The sequence below is a fragment of the Mycobacterium sp. NPDC003323 genome, from assembly GCF_053589535.1.
Window position 1 is genome coordinate 1 of sequence record NZ_JBSFSB010000022.1, and the last position, 17,740, is coordinate 17,740.

Consider the following 17,740-nt stretch of genomic DNA (forward strand, 5'->3'; position numbering starts at 1 on the left):
CGGGTGCACTGCTCCCCGCCGATGAGGAAGGTCGCCTCGCGGTCCTCCCAGCATTCATAGATGTTGGGACAACCCGCCTCCTCGCACACGGTGTGCAGACCCTCGCGACGGACCAGGCTCTTCAGCTCGGTGTACTCCGGGCCGGTGCGCAACCGCGTCTTGATCCACGGCGGCTTACGCTCGATCGGCGTCTCGGCATTGCGCACCTCAAGGCGCAGCAACTTACGGCCCTCGGGTACCACGGTCATCTCGGCCTCCGATCCACATGGCCGCGCTCGGCCTCGGTCAGTCCGCCCCAGACCCCGTGCCGTTCATGGTGGTTGACCGCGTGCCGCAGGCATTCGGCAACCACGGTGCACTGCGCGCAGATGGACTTGGCGTGCTGTTGGCGCTTCTTCTTGAGCCGGCGATGCTCATTCTCGGTCCCGTAGAACACCGCCGGGTCCTCATCGCGACAGCGTGCGGCCAGCTGCCAGTCCCAGCGCTCGGTGACGGGACTGAGCACGGGGAGCTGAGATTTACGGGTGACGGTCATGGTGCCTTCGTTCAGACGACGAGTTGCAGCGGGTTTTCCAGCAGTGCGGTCAGGTCGCGTAGGAACTGTGCGCCGGTCGAGCCATCGATGGCACGGTGGTCGGCCGAGAGCGTCAGGCGCAGGATCCTGCGGGCCACCACCTCGCCGTCGATCAGGCGCAGTTCCTCGCTCGCCGCGCCGACGGCCAGGATGGCGGCCTCGGGCGGGTTGATCACCGCGGCGAACTGCTCGATGCCGTACATGCCGAGGTTGGAGATGGTGAAGGTGCCGCCGGACATCTCGTCGGGGCGCAGCTTGCCGATGCGGGCACGACCTGCCAATTCCTTGGTGTCGGTGGCGATCTGCGAGACGGTCTTGCGGTCCGCGTCGCGGACCACCGGCACCACCAGTCCGGCGTCGACGGCGACGGCGACACCGATGTGCACGCCGCGGTGCTGATACAGGACGTCACCGCCGAAGGAGACGTTCACCGCGGGGTGACGGCGCAGCGCGACCGCCGCGGCGCGGACCAGGAAGTCGTTGACGCTGACCTTGGGGCCGTCGGTGGCGCGCAGACTGGCGTTGACGGTCTCGCGGAAGGCCAGCAGCTCGGTCACGTCGGCCGCCGCGGTCAGGTAGAAGTGCGGAGCGGTCTGCTTGCTCTCGGTGAGCCGTTTGGCGGCCACCCGCTGCAACGTGGTCAGCGCCACCACCTCGGAGTCGCCGTCGACCGGCGCCGGTGCGCTCGCCGGGGCCGGGGCGGGCACGGATTCGACATCCTTGCGGATGATGCGCCCGCCCGGGCCGGTTCCGGTCACGGTGTTCAGGTCGACGCCCTTGTCGGCGGCGATCTTGCGGGCCAGCGGGGACGCCTTGGGCCGGTCGGTCCGCTCGGCGGCCACGGGCGCAGGGGCGGCGCTCGGTGCGGGTGCCGTGGGCGCGGTGACCGCGGTGACCGGAGCGCTCTGAGGCGCCGGGGTGTCGGAGGACACCGCGCTGCCGTCGCCGATGACGGCGATCGGGATGCCGACGGCCACGCGGTCGCCCTCGCCGACCAGCAGGCGTTCCAGTACGCCGTCGTCGTAGGACTCCAATTCCATGACGGCCTTGTCGGTTTCGATCTCGACGAGAACCTCGCCGCGCTCGACCGGATCGCCGATCTTCTTCAGCCAGGTCAGGATGACGCCCTCCTCCATGGTGTCGGAGAGGCGGGGCATGGTGATCTCGGGCATGTGTGGTCCTCGGTGGTGTCAGAGCCGGCCGACGGCGGCCAGCGTCTCGCGGGCCGCGGTGTACAGCGAGTCCGCCGACGGCAGGGCGGCCTGCTCGAGCGGTTTGGCATAGGGCAGGGGAACTTCGGCGGCCGCGACGCGGCGCACGGGGGCGTCGAGGTGGTCGAAGGCGCCGTCGGAGATCGACGCCGCGATCTCGGCGCCGATCCCGTAGGTGAGCCAATCATCTTCGGCCACAACGACGCATCCGGTCTTGCGGGCCGATCGGATCAGGGTTTCGCGGTCCAGTGGGCGCAGACTGCGCAGGTCGATCACCTCGACGGAGATGCCGTCCTTGTCGTGCAGGCGCTCGGCGACCTGGGTGGCGATCTTGGCCATCCGCGAGTACCCGATGAGGGTGATATCGGTGCCGGCGCGCCGGACCGCGGCCTTGCCGATCTCGATCGGTTCGATCTGTTCGGGAACTTCGTCCTTGGTGTTGTACAACGCGAGGTTCTCCAGGAACAGCACCGGGTCGTCGTCGCGGATCGCGGCCTGCAGCAGGGCCCGTGCGTCGGCGGGCGTGCTGGGCGCCACCACCTTGAGGCCCGGCACGAACGCGTAGTACAGCTCGATGTTCTGCGAGTGGGTAGCGCCGAGTTGCTGTCCACCGCCGCCGGGGGTCCGGATGACCATGGGCACACTGGTCTGCCCGCCGAACATGCCGTAGATCTTGGCGGCGTGGTTGACGATCTGGTCCAGCGCCAGCAGCGAGAAGTTGATGGTCATGATCTCCACGACCGGGCGCAGACCCAGCATGGCCGCCCCGACCGCGGCGCCGACGAACCCCTCCTCGGCGATCGGGGTGTCACGGACCCGCTTCTCGCCGAACTCGTCGAGCAGGCCCGCGGTGATCTTGTAGGACCCCTCGAAGACGCCGATCTCTTCGCCGATGAGGAAGACCGAGTCGTCGCGCTGCATCTCGGCACGGAGAGTGTCGCGCAGCGCTTCGCGATAACTGATGACGGGCAACGGTTTTCCTCTCAGAACAGCGGGTCGGCGGGCAGCCGGCGCGATTCTCCCGGTACGGGTGTCGCGTAGGTGTAGTCGAACAGGGTGGACGGATCGGGGTGTGGGCTGGCGTCGGCGAAGGCGACCGCCGCGTCGGCCTCGTCCTGGGCGGACTGTTCCAGTTCGGCGGCGGTGGCGTCGTCCAGGGCGCCGGAGCCCAGCAGCTGGGCCTTGAACAGGACCACCGGGTCGGCGGCTTGTGCTGCGGCGACCGCGGATTCGGCGCGGTACTTGGCCGGGTCGACCACCGAGTGCCCACGCAGCCGGTGACTGACCGCCTCCAGCAGGGCGGGCTTACCCTCGCTGCGGGCCTGCTCGACCAGTTGGCGGGCGATATCGCGGACCGCCAGGACATCGGTGCCGTCGACCCGCTCCCCCGTCATCCGGTAGGCCGCGGCGCGCTTGTACAACTCGGGTTCGGCCGATGCCTTCTCCACGGTGGTGCCCATGCCGAGCTTGTTGTTGGTCACCACGAACACGACCGGCAGGTTCCACAGCGCGGCGAGGTTCAGCGATTCGTGGAAGGCTCCGATATTCGTTGTGCCATCGCCCATCTGGCACATCACCACATCGTCGCCGCCGCGGTAGTCGACGGCCAGCGCGGCACCGACGGCCAGCGGCAGCTGACCCCCGACGATGCCGTAGCCGCCCAGCAGCCGGGTCTCGGTGTCGTACATGTGCATCGAGCCGCCCCAACCCTTGGAGGTGCCGGTGCTGCGGCCGTACAGCTCGGCCATCACCCGGTTGGGGTGGATTCCCTTGGCCAGCGCGTAGCCGTGCTCGCGGTAGTTGGTGAACAGGTAGTCGGTGGGGCGCAGTGCGGCCATCAGGCCGACCACCGTGGCCTCTTCGCCGAGGTTGAGGTGGCAGTAGCCGCCGATCTTGGCCTGCGTGTAGCCCTGGGCGGCGCGCTCTTCGAAGCGCCGGATCAGCACCATCTGGCGGTAGTAGCCGCGCAGGGTGTCCACCTCTTCGCCCACGAGCGCGGGTCGGTCGATCGTATCGGTCATCGCAGGATCCTCAGCGTTTCGTTCCGGTGATGTGTACGGGCATGCCGAGCGCGGCGAGCGCGGCTTCCATCCCGATCTCCCCGAGGGTGGGATGAGCGTGGATGGTGTCGGCGAGTTCGTCGAGGGTGGCCTCCAGGGTGATGGCCAGCGCACCCTCGGTGATCAGGTCACTGGCCGACGGGCCGATGATGTGCATACCGAGCACCTCGCCGTGCCGCTTGCCGGCGACGATCTTGACGAAACCCTCGGTGTCGCCGAAGGTTCGGGCCCGGCCGAGCGCGGCGAACGGAAACTTTCCGGTGACGATGTCGTGACCGGCGGCGACGGCGGCGGCCTCGGTGAGCCCGACGCTGGCGATCTCGGGGTGGGTGAAGGTGGCCGCCGGCACCACGGTGTAGTCGATGCGCTTGTCGTGGCCGGCGATGACCTCGGCGGCGGTGAGACCCTGATGGGAGGCGACGTGCGCCAACAGTGCCTTGCCGGTGACGTCGCCGATGGCGTAGACGTGCTCGACGTTGGTCCTCAGTTGGTCATCGACGGTGATGAAGCCACGGGCGTCGATGGCCACACCGGCGGTGTCCAATCCGAGTTCAGCGGTGTTGGCGCGCCGACCGACCCCGAAAAGCACGATGTCGGTGTCGATTTCATGAGGCGTGGGCCCGCTGACGGATACCCGCAGGCCGTCCGTGCGTTCGATGGCGGTGACGGTGGACCCGGTGTGCACGGTGATGCCATGCGCGACGAAGGACCGCTTCAGGGCCGCCGCGATATCGGCGTCCTCGGCCGGGACCAGGGTGTCGCGCATCTCGACCACGGTGACGTCGCTGCCGAAGGCGGCGAACAGGCTGGCCCATTCGGCGCCGACCGCGCTGCCGCCTATGATGACCGCACGGTCGGGAACGCTGGTCAGGCAGAACGCGCCGTCGGAGGTGATCACGCCGGGCAGGTCGGCGCCGGGGACCGGCAGCGGGATCGGGGCGGACCCGGTGGCGATGATGACGTCGCGGGCGCTCGCCACGTCCACTCGCTCACCGGGTGCGGCGGCATAGCGCGGCCCCACACCGGCCTCCACATCGCAGATCTCGACCGTGGTCGGGCCGGTGAAGCGGGCGTGCCCGTGGATGACGTTGACACCGTTGGCCTTCAGCAACCCGGCCACCCCGTCGGTGAGGGTGGTGACCACATCGGTCATCCGGTCCCGCACGGCGCTGTAGTCGAAGCCGACGTTGTCGGCGCGCACACCGTAGGCGGCGGCGTCGCGCACGGTCTGCAGCACCTCGGCGGACCGGAGCATCGCCTTGGTGGGGATGCAGCCCCAGTTCAGGCACACCCCGCCCGGCCGCTCCTTCTCCACGACGGCAACCGAAAGACCAAGCTGCGCAGCACGAATGGCCGCGACATAACCACCGGGGCCGCCGCCGACGACCAGCAGATCGAATTCACGCACGCAGTCGAGTCTGCAACGGTGTGAAGGTCGCCACCATGGCCGCATGGCCCAGCGTTCGATCACATCAATTGGGCAGTCTGCCCAATCTCAGTCCCGATCCCCCGGTATCGCCAGTGCGGACAGGGCCAGCGACAGCTCGACATAGGAGGCCCGGCCGTGCAGCGATCGGCCCACCAGTTCGGTGATCCGGTGCAGCCGGTTCAGCACGGTGTTGCGGTGACAGTGCAGGCGGGCGGCGGTGTTGACCGTCGAGCGGTCCTCCTCCAACCAGACCATCAGGGTTTCCAACAGCACCTCGCGCTCGTGGCTGGGCCGCGCCAGCACACCGGCCAGGTTGCGATCGACGAGGCGTCGGGCCAGATCCGGGGAGCGCACCAGCGCCGCCTCGGCCAGGTGTTCGTCCAGCCACGCCAGCTCGGCGGACCCGGCGGGGACCAGGCTCAGGGCGATCACGGCCTCGGCGTAGGCCGCCCCGACATCGGCGAGTCCGGCGACCGCAGATGATGCCGCCGACCGTCCCCGCACCATGGGGCGCAACCGCGCGATGACGTCGGCGGCGGCGTGCTGCTCGAGTGCGACGACGCCGACCCGGGTTTCCACCTTGGAATGCCAAACCGAGCGGAATCCCATCCCGTTCAACGTGTTTCGCGGTGAGGCCAGGCCGGGTGCCCCGTCGTGGCGGACGTCGGTCACCACCACCAGATAGCCGCCGCCGACGGGCAGGTCGAGTTCGCGCGCGACCCGGCTGGCGTATCCGACGTCGCCGGCTCGGCGGTCCAGCAGATCCTCGATCAGGGCGTTACGGCGCTGCTCGTCATGGCGAACCCGCTCCTGCTCGCTGTCTCGGTAGGCGCTCGACAGCGCCGAGGACAGCTCGTCGATGACCGTCCAGGTGGCGGTGCCGGCATCGGGCACCACGTCGGGATCGACGCCGGCGGATTTGGCTCGTGCCAGCAGGGCCTCCCACACGATGCGGCCGCCGAGCCGGAAGGTCCGCAGCATGACCTCCAGCGGCACCCCCTGGTCGGCGCGGTGCCGGGCGATGGCCTCGACGACATCGTCGGTGCCGGTGCGCCGGCCGCTCAGCGATTCCAGCACCCGGATCAGGTAATTGCGGCAACCCTCGCGCAGATCCTCGCGCGGCACGCTGCCGTAGTCGGTCCATTCCGGGTTGTCGGTGAAGATCGCCGACACCAGGCGATCGGTCAGGGTGTCGACATCGGCGAGGCTGGCCTCGGCCAGCTCACGGGTCACCTCCGTCGCCGATCCCGGGTGTCGTTTCTGCACAGCGGGCACCGTACTCCGGGCTGCCGGTGCGGGTCGAGGTTCAGCTGTTGAGCGACCAGATCGAGTAGTTCAGGGCGGTCGCGAAGAGCACCCATGCGAGGTACGGGATGAGCATCGCGCCCGCGATGCGGTTGACCTTCCAAAACAGTGCGATGGTGGTCGCCACGGCGATGTCGAGCAGCACGATGTCGATGAGCGCGACGCCGCGCCACCCGAGTCCGAAGAACAGCGGCGACCACAGCAGATTCAGCACCAACTGGACGGTGTACACGATGATCGCGGGGTTGCGGAGTTGCGGGTCGGCCCGCCAGACCAGCCAGGCCGCGATGCCCATCAGCACGTACAGCACCGTCCACACCGGGCCGAAGACGTTCGGCGGCGGTGCCCAATCGGGTTGTGCCAGCTGCCCGTAATCGCTTGCGGCGTCGACGGATGCCAGGCCGCCGAGGATCGCGACGGCGGCCACGGCCACCAGCGATACGACGAGGGCGGGGATGTGCTGGGCGCGACCCGCGGTCGAGGTTTCAGAAGTCATCTGCGTCCATTTCTGCTGAGGCCGGCCGCCGTTGCGGTGCTGACACAATCGGTAGGTACCCACCATATTGTTCAGCCTGCTGAACAATTGCAAGTGTCCGCGAACGAGAGGTCAGTGATGGACGACTTGGACCACTGGCCGACGGGACGGCTGCTGTCGATGGCGGCCCGCCTGGTCGAGCAGTCCTGGGAGCACGTGCTGCGCGAGTACGACCTGTCCAGCGCGGGGTTGGTGGTGTTGCATGTGGTGGACGCGGGTCCGGCGACCCAACGCACCATCGCCCAGGCCTGCCGGGTGACCGATCAAACGGCCAGTCGCACCATCGAACGGCTGGAACGGTTGGGCTACGTGAGCCGCCGGGTGGATCCACGTGATGAGCGACGCAAGTCCGTGGCGAGCACGCCGGCCGGCCGCCGCGTCTACCGGGCGCTGCTGGAACGCGAGAAGAACGACCCGTCACTGATTGCCGCCATCGGCGCGGACGAACCGGCACTGCGCCGGCTGCTCATCGCATTGGTCCGGACCCAGCAGGGCGTAGCGGATCCCACGGCGGGCAAGCCCGGTCGACTCGACAACACCCGCCCCGGTCAGTAGGCAGGTAGCCATGATTGCGCCGCAGACGACCCGATCGACCGTTGCGGTGCGTCGCCGGCTGAAGGCGGTCGGCGCAGGCGTCGGCACGGCGGCGCTGATGGCGGTGCCCACCGACATCATCGACACGCCGTGGTTCGGTCGTGAGGTGCCGGTGCGCTGGTGGGAATACCCCACCGTGGTGGCGATCGGGTTGTTGACCGCCGTGTATGTGGGCGTGTCCGCACCACCACGCGCAGGCGGCAGCGCCGTCGGCGGAATCACGTTGGCGGTGCTCGCCATCGGGTGCCCCGTATGCAACAAGCTGATCTTGGCAGCCATCGGCACCACCGGGGCGTTGAACTTGTGGGCGCCCGTGTAGCCGATACTGGCCGCGGCGTCGGTGGCACTCATGACGGGGTTGGTGTTTTGGCGACGGCGGCAGCGGGTGTGCACCACGGGGGCGTGCACACCATGATGCGTCGGTGATCACCACCCTGCACAGGGTCTGCGCAGCCGTCGGAAGTCTGCAGAATCTCTATCGGATCCAAACGACGCAGATTCACGCCGCACCGATGGCTGCAGCCGTGGCCGTCAGATCCAACGCATGCCCCTTACCGCGCTGCAGTAGTTAGCGATTGACCGGATACGCCGCGAAGAAGGCGGCGGTCAGGGCCGCCATCATGGCAAGCGGCGCATGCAGCGCAGTGACCATCGCAGCCGTCGGTGTCCGTTGCCCTACGGGCACGGTAGTGCAAGTGACTTTTGCGCAGACGGAGAATCAGTGTGCGATACGGCTGTCAAAACACTCGTCGACGATCCCGCCTGGGTGGTCGAACTCGTAGGTGAATCAACGCCTGTCGGCACCGGACGGAGTGTTGCGCAGTTCCTCGCAGATGGCTTTGCCGAGCGTCGCGGTCGTGGCCTGCCCGCCCATATCGGGTGTCATGACATCGCCTCCTCGAGCGAGCACCGTTTCGATGGCGCCCAGGATGGCCGCAGCGGCTTCGGGCTCTCCGAGATGGTCCAGCATCAGCGACGCGCACCAGATCTGCCCGATGGGGTTGGCAATGCCGCGACCCGCGATATCCGGTGCCGACCCATGGACCGGTTCGAACAAACTCGGAAAACGCTTTTCGGGGTTGATATTTCCGCTGGGCGCGATGCCGATGGTGCCGGTGCAGGCCGGGCCGAGGTCCGACAGGATGTCGCCGAACAGGTTGCTGGCCACCACGACATCGAACCAGTCCGGATGCAGCACGAAGTTCGCCGTCAGGATGTCGATGTGGTACTTGTCCACATCGACGTCGGGGAAGTTCTGCCTCATCGCCTCGACGCGCTCATCCCAGTACGGCATGGAAATCGAGATGCCGTTGCTCTTGGTGGCCGAGGTCAGATGTTTCTTCGGTCGACGCTGAGCAAGTTCGAACGCATATTTCAGGATTCGGTCGACACCGACACGGGTCATCACGGTTTCCTGCATCACCGTTTCACGGTCGGTGCCCTCGAAGATCTTGCCGCCGATGCTGGAGTACTCCCCCTCGGTGTTCTCACGCACGACGAAGAAGTCGATGTCACCGGGCTCGCGACCGGCCAGCGGGCTGGCGACGCCGGGCATCAGTTTGACCGGCCGCAGGTTGACGTACTGGTCGAAGTGGCGTCGGAACTGCAACAGGCTGCCCCACAGCGAGATGTGGTCGGGCACCACATCAGGCCAGCCCACCGCTCCGAAGAAGATGGCGTCGAACCGGTTCAACTCGTCAAACCAACCATCGGGCAACATCTTTCCGGTCTTGACGTAGTAGTCGGCGCTGGCGTAATCGAACTGCTCGAAGTCGAGTCCGAAGTCGAAGGCTGCCGCGGCGGCCTCGAGCGCCTTGAGTCCCTCGGGGACTACTTCGACGCCGATACCATCGCCGGGAATGACTGCGATCCGGTGCGTCTTGGCCATCCTGAGAATCCTTCCGAGGTGCTTGCGTTGAACTTCGGGCGACGCCGTCGACGCCGACCCCGCCCTGCACACGATTCAACGACGCGGACTCCTCGTCCGTCCAAGACTTGTTTCGTCACGGTCTGATAGATGCCGTCTATCGGACGGTGCCCGTCGTGGCGACGAACGCCTCCGCAGCGGGACTGAGCCGCCGAGGATGCCAGACCAGTTCGACGTCCAGTTCGTCGTCCGTCACCAGCGTGTGCACCGCCAGACCGACGGACTCGGCCAAGGCGCGCCACGACTCGGCCACCACCGCAGCACCGACACCGCTGAGCACCAACGGCAGCAGGGCTTCGCGATGCTCGATCTCCACGACGAGTCGGCAGTCGGTACCCGCCAGGATGGTGTCGGCAACCCGGCGCATGCCGGTGCCGGGTTGCCCGACGATCAGCGGGAGACCGCGCAGGGCATCGAGCGCAATGGGTTCCTCCGGAAGATCGACCCCGGGCGTCGTCACCAACACGAACTGCTGCACTTCGATATGCCGGCGTTCCAGATCGGTGAAGCCCGCGGTCGTCCGCGGGCGGGCCAGGACACCCAATTCAGCGGCGCCGGTGCGCAGGGCGTCGCGCACATCGTCGGGGCGATCGGCGGCAAGCACAACCACCTCGACACCCGGATAGCGGCGGGTGAATCGAGCGATCAGCTCGGTGAGCGGGCTCACCGCTTGTGACGGCATGGAGGCCACCGTCAGCCGACCGCCCCGCAGACCGTCGACCGATTCGACCGTCGCCCGGGCGACCTCCAGCAGTTGCACCAGCTCCCGGGCCGGCGCCACCAGAGCTTCACCGGCCGAGTTCAGCACCAGGCCACGGCCTCGGCGCATGAACAACTCGGTGCCCAGTTCGTCTTCCAACCGGCGCAACGAGTGCGACACCGACGGTTGCGCGACGTAGAGCTCCTCGGCCGCGCGATGCACCGTCCCGTGGTCCACCACGGCCAGGAAGAACTTCAGTTGACGGATGTCCATCGCGGCAACACCTTCCCCGATCCAGGTCAGAGGCAATCGATAGAAGCAATCTATCTATCGGAACGAAAACACGTCTTGGACGTCGACATGGTGACTGAGGTCACCTTGAGGGAGTTCCCGGGTCCGGGACACAGCAGTGGTGTCGCAAGGAGCATTTTCATGTCGGATCAAGTCCTGTTGTTCGTTCACGCGACGATTGCGATCGTCGGCATCGTCGGGAGCATCACCTGGCTGAAGTTCCCGCCGGTGTTCGCGCTGCTGCTCGGAACCCTGTATCTGGGCGTCATGACGATCGGATTCAAGGACACCCCCGCCGCCATCTCCGACGGCTTCGCCGATGTGATGGGCGATATCGGCGTGCTGGTGACCTTCGGCGTCATCCTGGGCGCCCTGCTCACCGTCACCAACACCATGGAACGCCTCGTCGAGGCCATGCTGAAGGTCTTCGGAGAGCGCAGCGTTCCGTATGTGTTCGCCGCAGCGTTGAGTTCGTTGTTCTCCTCCATCTACTCCGACGTACTGCTGGTGCTGTCGTCTCCCCTCGCTCGCCGGCTCGGGCCACGTCTCGGGCCGCGTGGACTCGCGCTGATGGGCGGTGCGCTCACCGCCGGTATCGAGGTCGGGCTCGTGTTCGTCGCCCCGGGTGTCGCTGCCATCGCGATCGCCGGCATCCTCGACGTACCGCTCGGCCAGATGTTCCTGCTCGGCTTGGCCGTCGGGCTGCCCACCGCACTGCTGACGATGCTCGTCTTCCAACTGCTACTGCCGTTCATGGGCTGGGACAAGGATCTCGACGAGATCGAACTGCCGGACGATACCGAGTCCGACGCCGGGCCGACGGGACGGGCGAACAGAGATTCTGGTTCCGCACCGGCGCCGGCCCCATCGGGCGGTGGTACCGCCACCGTGACCGACTTCGTCACGCCGGTGCGACAACTGAACCTGTTCGTCGCGATCACCCCGGTGCTGCTCACCCTGGCTCTGATCGCCGGCGGCGCGCTTGCCGAGATCGCGGGGTGGCAGGCCGATGCCATTGCCTTTTTCACCGATCCCGTGGTGGCCATATTCACCGGTGCCGGACTTGCCTTTTTCCTGGCCAGTCGCGTCCGTGACCGCGGCGAGATCTCCTCGGCCATCGGATCTGCCCTGACCCAGTGCGGTCCGATCCTCGTCCTCAGCGGCATCAGCGGGTCACTCGGTTTCGTCATCGAAGGATCCGGCATGGCAGAGGTTCTGGGCAATGCCTTCCGCTCCGACTTCCTCCCGCCACTGCTGCTCGTTTGGCTGGTCGCCGCCATCCTGCACATCGCGCTCGGTTCGATCTCGGTTGCCGGTATCACAGCCGCAGGCATTCTGGCGCCCATCGCGGGCACCCTGGGTGTTCCCGTCGTCCTGGTGGCACTGGCGGCCGGATCCGGGGCCCTGTTCCTCCCGCATGTCAGCAGCAATTTCTTCTGGATGTTCCAGTCGCTGCTGGGCTTCTCCACCCGGGGCACCTTCAAAACTCACAGCGGGGCAATGACACTCGCGTCGGTGATCTCCTTGCCCATCATTCTGGCCCTCGGCGCAGTTCTCTGACCGTGCGCGTCCTGATCTCACCCGACAAGTTCAAGGGCAGCCTCACGGCCGCCGAGGTGGCCGACCACCTGGCCACGGGCTTGGCCGAAGCGGGTGTCCAGACCGATACCCTGCCGTTGGCCGATGGCGGCGACGGCAGTGTCGACGCCGCGGTACGCGCCGGGTTCGTCGCACGGCACGTTGAGGTCGTGAACGCAGTCGGCCGACCGCACCGCGCACGTATCGCCGAACGGAACGGCACAACTGTCATCGAGGTGGCCAACACCTGCGGGCTGCAGAGCCTGCCCGACGGTGTCTTGGCCCCTACCACCGCATCGAGTTACGGCCTCGGTGAGGTGATTCGGTGCGCACTCGAACGAGAACCGGCCAGCCTCGTGCTCGGACTGGGCGGTAGTGCGAGCACCGACGGCGGCATCGGGATGCTCGCCGCCCTCGGCTACCGGTTCCTGGACGTGGACGGCGCGGTGGTGCCGCCGGTTGCCTCCCGGCTCTCGCAGATCCGCGGCGTCGAGCCCGCACAGACAGTGCGTTTTGGTCAGACCTCCCTGATCATCGCGTCCGATGTGACCAACCCCCTTGTCGGACCGACCGGCGCGGCGGCCGTGTTCGGACCGCAGAAGGGCGCCACGGCAGCTCAGGTGGCGGAACTGGACACCGGACTTCAGGCACTGGTGAAGGCGTTCGGGGAGTCGGGATTCGTCGATGCGCAGGCGATGGCTGCACGGCCCGGGGCCGGCGCAGCGGGCGGTACGGGATTCGCGGCAATGATCCTGGGCGGCACCGTGGTGTCGGGGGCCGACTACTTCCTGGACCTGCTCGACTTCGATGGCCGTTGTCAAGAAGTCGATGCTGTCATCACCGGCGAGGGACGACTGGACCGCCAGTCGCTCGACGGCAAACTCCCGGTCGCCGTTGCGCGACGGGCGTCTCCGAAGAACGTCTACGCCGTCGTCGGAACGAGTGAACTCGCGCCGGCCGACACACCCTTCGCCGATATCTTCTCCGTCGCCGGCATCGCCGGTACGGACACATCACGTGACCGTGGCCGCACCACGGACCTCCTGGAGCACATCGGTCGAGTGGTCGGACGCCGGCTCCGAACCTCTTCTGCGTAGGCGACAACCAACACACGCCCATGACCGCATGGCCCTTTCAGGCGTCGCCGGCGGTTACCCTCTTGCCGAATCAGCAAGTTAACGTGCGACAAACGCAAGACGCGGTAGTTTCGGTGATGGGCGACGAGCACCGCGCCACGCGCCCCGCGGCACTGAATCCGTACACCCCAGATCAGGAAACACGATGCATCAACGACACGACGAGGACGTCTTCTCCGCACAATCGGAGCGACGAGTCAGCGAACGCGTTGCCGATCACGCCCGGCGACAAGGCCTTTCACTGCCCGGTCTGGACAGGGATTTCTGGGAGCACAGGTGGAAGTCCGCCGCCCGGCCTGATCGGCCCACACTCCCCGCCAACCACACCCTCACCGATATCGCGGCGCACCTGGCCGTCGGCGAGGCACTCGACGCCGGCTGCGGCGAGGGCGCGGACGCCATCTGGCTGGCCGGCCGCGGATGGACGGTCACAGCCGTCGATTTTGTCGGCAGCGCGCTGGACCGCGGACGCCACCATGCTGATCTTGCGGGTCCCGACGTGGCGAGCCGAATATCCTGGCAGCAGCACGATCTGAGTACGTGGATACCTGCGGAACGCGCATTCGATCTGGTGACGACACACTACTTGCACGGCATCGCCGAACGCGATGTCGTATTCCGCCGACTCGCCGCGGCGGTACGCCCCGGGGGCACGCTGCTGATCGTGGGCCACCATCCCGCCAACGCCGATATGACCGGCGGGGCCATGCCCGAAGCCGTGCTCTTCACCACCGCAGATGTGGTGAGCGTGCTCGGCGACGGGTGGGAGCTGGTCAGCATCGATGACGATGTTCCGCGGCGCACGGTCACCGATGGCGCCCGGCAAACCATGCTTCTGCGTTCGTCGTTGGTGCAGGCGCGACGCGGCGATCAATCGATCACGTTGTAGCGCAGAGGATTTTCCAGAACCGTTCGATCGGGACGACGCCCGGCGCGGTCATCGACATCCCACGCGGGTGTCCGGCAGGCACCGGTCTGGCGACCCGCCGGTGTGCACCGGCCTCACGGGAATGAGCCGGGCGTCCCCTCGACCGAACTACGTCTTGTCCGGATCCATGGCATCTTTCAGCTTGCCCATGACGCCCTTCTCGGTGCCGAAGGCCGGGGTTCGCGGTTCGCCCATACCGCCGTCGTAGGTGCAGTAGAGCTTGGGGTCCGGCGGCGGGCCCGACTGCCGGTCGCCGAGCGGTTGCGGATCTGCGAGGAACTGCCCGGTATGGCGACCGTCGGGCAGCGGTCCGATCCAGCGGCCCTTATCGGCGTCCGCCCCGTCGGACAGGTGCCACAACGTGCTGGCGTGCTCCTCGAACTCCTCGTCGAACAGATCATTCGGTGCTACCACGCCCTCCACGCCGTCAGCCTGCAACTCCTCGATCGCAGCGAGCCACATGTTCTGGTGATAGGTGTCTCGGGCGAGGTTGAACTTGAGCATCGCCTTGACGCCGGGATCGTCGGTCATGTGCCACAGCCGCGCGGTCTGCACCCGGCCCTGCGCCTCTGCCGCCACATTGGCGTAGAAGTCGGCCAGCAGATTGCCCGACGCCACAATGTATTTGCCGTTCCAGGGTGACCCCTGGCTGTCCGACAGGGTGGGCGCGCCTCCGGAGATGATGGCCTGTTGCGGGTCCATGCCGCCCATCACGGCGGCGACGACGGGGTCGCCCAGCGCGTTCTTGGTGGAGTCGGTGGCCGGTGCGCCTTCGAGCAGTCGCGCGCACATGGTGGCGATCATCTCGACGTGACCGATCTCCTCGGTCGCGATGTCCATGATCAGGTCCTTGTATTTGCCCTTCATGCGGCAGTTCCAGCCCTGCATGAGGTATTGCATGGTCACGGTCATCTCGCCGAACGCGCCACCCAGCAGCTCCTGGAGCTTGCGCGCGTATACCGGGTCGGGCTTTTCGGGCTTGACGTCGAACTGCATGTAATCGGTGTGACGGAACATGGAGACTCCAGAAACTCGGAAGCGGACACTGTTGTCGCCGGCGTGCCCGTGCTCGGCGGGCGACGTGAGCCGCATACCGCTTCTTAGGGCTGCCAAACGTCACGGGTCATCCGATCCGCGCAACCTTGTGAGGAGACCGAGAACCGACCCGGATGCCCCGTTCTCGGTCAGGTAGGGCGATATGTCCGCGTCGGATACGCCGGCCCACGCAGCGTGAAGCCATCGACCCGCAACCGCCGAGTCCGGTCCAAAACTCGCCGGATCTCGTGCAAGAGTCCGATTGTTTGCCCGGCGCGCCTACACTCGACGAAATGCGCGCGTCTCGAGTCCTCGACTCCGTCGAGGGCTACGGTCGACATGACCACCTCTGTTTCGCGTTCGGCGATGCCGCCGAGTTCGCCTCGCAGGCCCGCGACTTTCTCGCTGACGGGCTGGCTCAGGGTTTGCAGGTGCAATACGTGTTCGATGGAACGAACCGCCACGGGCCGTCGACCGGCACGAGCACTGTCGCAACCCGCAATTGGTTACTCGACGAACTCGCGCCACGGCGCGATGACGCCGTGAAGGTGACATCGATCGGTAGCACCTATGGAATCGGACATGTCGTGTCGGCGGACGAACAGATCGCCGTTTACGCCGAGGCGACGGCGGCGGCGCTGGAGTCCGGCTTCAGCGGATTCCGGGTCGCGGCCGATGTCACGGCGTTGGTACAGACCGCAGAGCAGTTGAGTGCGTTCGCCCATTACGAGCATCTCATCGACCGGTACATGAGCCGACACCCGATGTCGGCGTTGTGCGCCTACGACCGGACGGTGCTCGGCGCGCGCGGCGTCGCTCAGGTCGGGTGCATGCATCCGGTCAGCAACGCCGACACGATGTTCCGGTGGCATGCTGCAGGAACTCTGCACAACGACTCGTCGCCGAGGCGTGAAACGGTCGCGTTGGCACTGACCGGAGAGATCGACCGATCGGCGCACGACCTGTTCGAGGCTGCGCTGAATCGCACGGACATCGACCGTGGACAGCCGGTCGTGGTGGACGCCGCCGGACTGACGTTCGTCGATCACCACGCCCTGACGGCACTCGACGATCTGGGACGACGACACGACACGCGGATCATCGTGCACAACGCGGGATACGCAGTCGGCCGGATCACCGACTTCATGAAATTCGCGCACCTCACCGTAGGTGGACCGTCATGAGATCCGGCGCCGCGGCAGGCACCGACGGCTACTTCCACGAGGCGGCGTTCTATGCCAGCGACGAGGAATTCCTCGCGATTGTGCTGCCCTTCCTCACCGACGGGGTCGCCGCCGGGGAACCGACGCTGGTCACCCTCGCTGCGACCAACAGCCAGTTGGTCAAGTCCGCCCTATCCGATACCACCGGCGTCACCTTCATTCCGGCCGACATGCAATACGCGCGCCCAGCCGCAGCGATTCGGTCCTATCAGGAATTGATGACCGAGCACACCAAACGGGGTGCCCCACAGATCCGCATCGTGGGAGATGTCCCGCATCCCGGGTTCGGTGTTCCGTGGGGATGGTGGGCTCGCTATGAGGCGGCGGTCAATGACGCGTACAGCGCGTTCCCGGTGTGGGGACTGTGCCCATACGACGTACGCTCGGCCCCCGCAGAAGTTCTTGCCGACGTCACCCGCACCCACCCGCATCTGGCCACCAGCGATGGTCGGCATCTGCAAAATCCGCAGTTCACTGCGCCTGCGGAGGTCCTCAACGATCTGATGGGTAGTGCACCGCCGGCCGAAACCGGTTCGCCCGCAGTGGAATTGGTGAACCCAACCGCAGCAGCAGCACGCGCGGCGGTGCAGCACGCCGCGACGAGCGGTCTCACCATGGTCACCAGTACCGAAGTTCAGGATTTGGTCTTTGCAGTCAGCGAGGCGGTCGAGAACGCCGCTGTGCACGGTCGCTCTCCCACGAGACTACGAGTGTGGCGCCATCTCGATCGACTCGTCGCCCATGTCACCGATGCGGGGCACGGACCTCGCCACCCCTTCGTCGGCCTGGTCCGTGCCGTGGACTCGGCGACTGCCGGAGTCGGGTTGTGGCTGGCTCATCAGATGTGCGCCGACATCACCTTGCACCGGCACTCCGGAGGATTCACGCTGCGGGTGACCGTGGGTGCGGCCACGCCGCATCCGCTCGCTCCGTAGCAACGCGGAGCGCTCAGGCTCCCGACGGCACCGGATAGCGATCGTTGATGTCGGCCCCGGAGGCCTTCCGTGCGCAATGCGCGCAGCAGAAGATGCCCTCGTCCGCCTCGACGCCGTGGCCCAGGATGCGACAGCCGCAGTGCGCACAGTCGGGCGCGAGCTGGACGGCCGCACATTCCACGCTGTCGAACGTCGCCGACCGTCCATCGGCGAAGGTCACCTCGAAAGCCTTGTCGTAGTCGTTGCCGCAGGTATCGCAGATGGCCATTGAAGGACTCC

18 protein-coding genes and 1 pseudogene are annotated in these 17,740 nt (G+C 66.8%); 7 read left to right on the plus strand and 12 right to left on the minus strand.

Going from position 1 to position 17,740, the window contains the following annotated elements; translation table 11 throughout:
* The 8 genes and pseudogenes from ACWDUN_RS27310 to ACWDUN_RS27345 form a co-directional block, all read right to left on the minus strand.
* Nucleotides 1-248, minus strand: a pseudogene (locus tag ACWDUN_RS27310) (lipoyl synthase); the annotation flags it as partial.
* The gene (locus ACWDUN_RS27315) at nt 245-535 is read right to left on the minus strand and encodes a WhiB family transcriptional regulator (protein WP_449933655.1); all 291 of its coding nucleotides are present in this window, start codon (nt 533-535) and stop codon (nt 245-247) included. The gene ACWDUN_RS27315 and the pseudogene ACWDUN_RS27310, both read right to left, overlap by 4 nt.
* Before the next feature lie 11 nt (nt 536-546).
* Nucleotides 547-1,746, minus strand: a complete 1,200-nt coding sequence (locus tag ACWDUN_RS27320; protein WP_449933656.1) for a dihydrolipoamide acetyltransferase family protein — start codon at nt 1,744-1,746, stop codon at nt 547-549.
* Nucleotides 1,747-1,764: 18 nt separating this feature from the next.
* On the minus strand, nt 1,765-2,748 hold the full coding sequence (locus tag ACWDUN_RS27325; protein ID WP_449933759.1) for an alpha-ketoacid dehydrogenase subunit beta: 984 nt from the start codon (nt 2,746-2,748) through the stop codon (nt 1,765-1,767).
* Between the two features lie 20 nt (nt 2,749-2,768).
* A complete protein-coding gene (pdhA, locus tag ACWDUN_RS27330; protein WP_449933658.1) occupies nt 2,769-3,806 on the minus strand; it encodes a pyruvate dehydrogenase (acetyl-transferring) E1 component subunit alpha in 1,038 nt (345 codons plus the stop codon).
* A 10-nt stretch (nt 3,807-3,816) separates the two neighbouring features.
* Complete coding sequence (gene lpdA / locus ACWDUN_RS27335; RefSeq protein ID WP_449933659.1) at nt 3,817-5,253, minus strand: dihydrolipoyl dehydrogenase; 1,437 nt, start codon at nt 5,251-5,253, stop codon at nt 3,817-3,819.
* Between the two features lie 87 nt (nt 5,254-5,340).
* Complete coding sequence (locus ACWDUN_RS27340) at nt 5,341-6,540, minus strand: PucR family transcriptional regulator (protein WP_449933661.1); 1,200 nt, start codon at nt 6,538-6,540, stop codon at nt 5,341-5,343.
* A 40-nt stretch (nt 6,541-6,580) separates the two neighbouring features.
* Nucleotides 6,581-7,075, minus strand: coding sequence for a TspO/MBR family protein (locus ACWDUN_RS27345; protein WP_449933663.1), 495 nt, complete (start codon nt 7,073-7,075; stop codon nt 6,581-6,583).
* A gap of 117 nt (nt 7,076-7,192) precedes the next feature.
* On the opposite strand from ACWDUN_RS27345, the gene ACWDUN_RS27350 reads away from it, so the two are divergent.
* Together ACWDUN_RS27350 and ACWDUN_RS27355 are read left to right on the plus strand one after the other, a co-directional pair.
* Nucleotides 7,193-7,669 carry a MarR family winged helix-turn-helix transcriptional regulator gene (locus tag ACWDUN_RS27350; protein ID WP_449933664.1) on the plus strand — a complete coding sequence of 159 codons (477 nt, stop codon included), beginning with the start codon at nt 7,193-7,195 and terminating at the stop codon, nt 7,667-7,669.
* 10 nt (nt 7,670-7,679) lie between these two features.
* On the plus strand, nt 7,680-8,027 hold the full coding sequence (locus ACWDUN_RS27355) for a hypothetical protein (protein ID WP_449933666.1): 348 nt from the start codon (nt 7,680-7,682) through the stop codon (nt 8,025-8,027).
* A gap of 468 nt (nt 8,028-8,495) precedes the next feature.
* Here ACWDUN_RS27355 and ACWDUN_RS27360 read toward each other — a convergent pair whose 3' ends face one another.
* Nucleotides 8,496-9,596, minus strand: a complete 1,101-nt coding sequence (locus tag ACWDUN_RS27360) for a tartrate dehydrogenase (RefSeq protein ID WP_449933668.1) — start codon at nt 9,594-9,596, stop codon at nt 8,496-8,498.
* 136 nt (nt 9,597-9,732) lie between these two features.
* The gene (locus tag ACWDUN_RS27365) at nt 9,733-10,608 is read right to left on the minus strand and encodes a LysR family transcriptional regulator (RefSeq protein WP_449933670.1); all 876 of its coding nucleotides are present in this window, start codon (nt 10,606-10,608) and stop codon (nt 9,733-9,735) included.
* 159 nt (nt 10,609-10,767) lie between these two features.
* On the opposite strand from ACWDUN_RS27365, the gene ACWDUN_RS27370 reads away from it, so the two are divergent.
* The 3 genes from ACWDUN_RS27370 (at nt 10,768) to ACWDUN_RS27380 (ending at nt 14,229) form a co-directional block, all read left to right on the plus strand.
* Complete coding sequence (locus tag ACWDUN_RS27370; protein ID WP_449933672.1) at nt 10,768-12,186, plus strand: GntP family permease; 1,419 nt, start codon at nt 10,768-10,770, stop codon at nt 12,184-12,186.
* A gap of 2 nt (nt 12,187-12,188) precedes the next feature.
* Nucleotides 12,189-13,301: a glycerate kinase gene (locus tag ACWDUN_RS27375; RefSeq protein ID WP_449933674.1), complete on the plus strand. Its 1,113-nt coding sequence runs from the start codon at nt 12,189-12,191 to the stop codon at nt 13,299-13,301.
* A gap of 184 nt (nt 13,302-13,485) precedes the next feature.
* Complete coding sequence (locus ACWDUN_RS27380) at nt 13,486-14,229, plus strand: class I SAM-dependent methyltransferase (RefSeq protein WP_449933676.1); 744 nt, start codon at nt 13,486-13,488, stop codon at nt 14,227-14,229.
* 147 nt (nt 14,230-14,376) lie between these two features.
* Here the strand turns inward: ACWDUN_RS27380 and ACWDUN_RS27385 are convergent, their stop codons facing one another.
* Complete coding sequence (locus ACWDUN_RS27385; protein ID WP_304105975.1) at nt 14,377-15,285, minus strand: manganese catalase family protein; 909 nt, start codon at nt 15,283-15,285, stop codon at nt 14,377-14,379.
* Nucleotides 15,286-15,596: 311 nt separating this feature from the next.
* Here ACWDUN_RS27385 and ACWDUN_RS27390 point away from each other — a divergent pair, with 311 nt between their 5' ends.
* Both ACWDUN_RS27390 and ACWDUN_RS27395 read left to right on the plus strand, forming a co-directional pair.
* Nucleotides 15,597-16,487 (plus strand): MEDS domain-containing protein, encoded by an 891-nt coding sequence (locus ACWDUN_RS27390; protein WP_449933678.1) that lies wholly within the window; start codon nt 15,597-15,599, stop codon nt 16,485-16,487.
* On the plus strand, nt 16,484-17,461 hold the full coding sequence (locus ACWDUN_RS27395; RefSeq protein ID WP_449933680.1) for an anti-sigma factor RsbA family regulatory protein: 978 nt from the start codon (nt 16,484-16,486) through the stop codon (nt 17,459-17,461). Before ACWDUN_RS27390 ends, ACWDUN_RS27395 begins: the two co-directional genes overlap by 4 nt.
* Before the next feature lie 13 nt (nt 17,462-17,474).
* On the opposite strand, the gene ACWDUN_RS27400 is transcribed toward ACWDUN_RS27395, so the two are convergent.
* Entirely contained in the window at nt 17,475-17,729 is a 255-nt protein-coding gene (locus tag ACWDUN_RS27400; protein WP_449933761.1) for a hypothetical protein, read from the minus strand.
* Between the last annotated feature and the right edge of the window lie 11 nt (nt 17,730-17,740).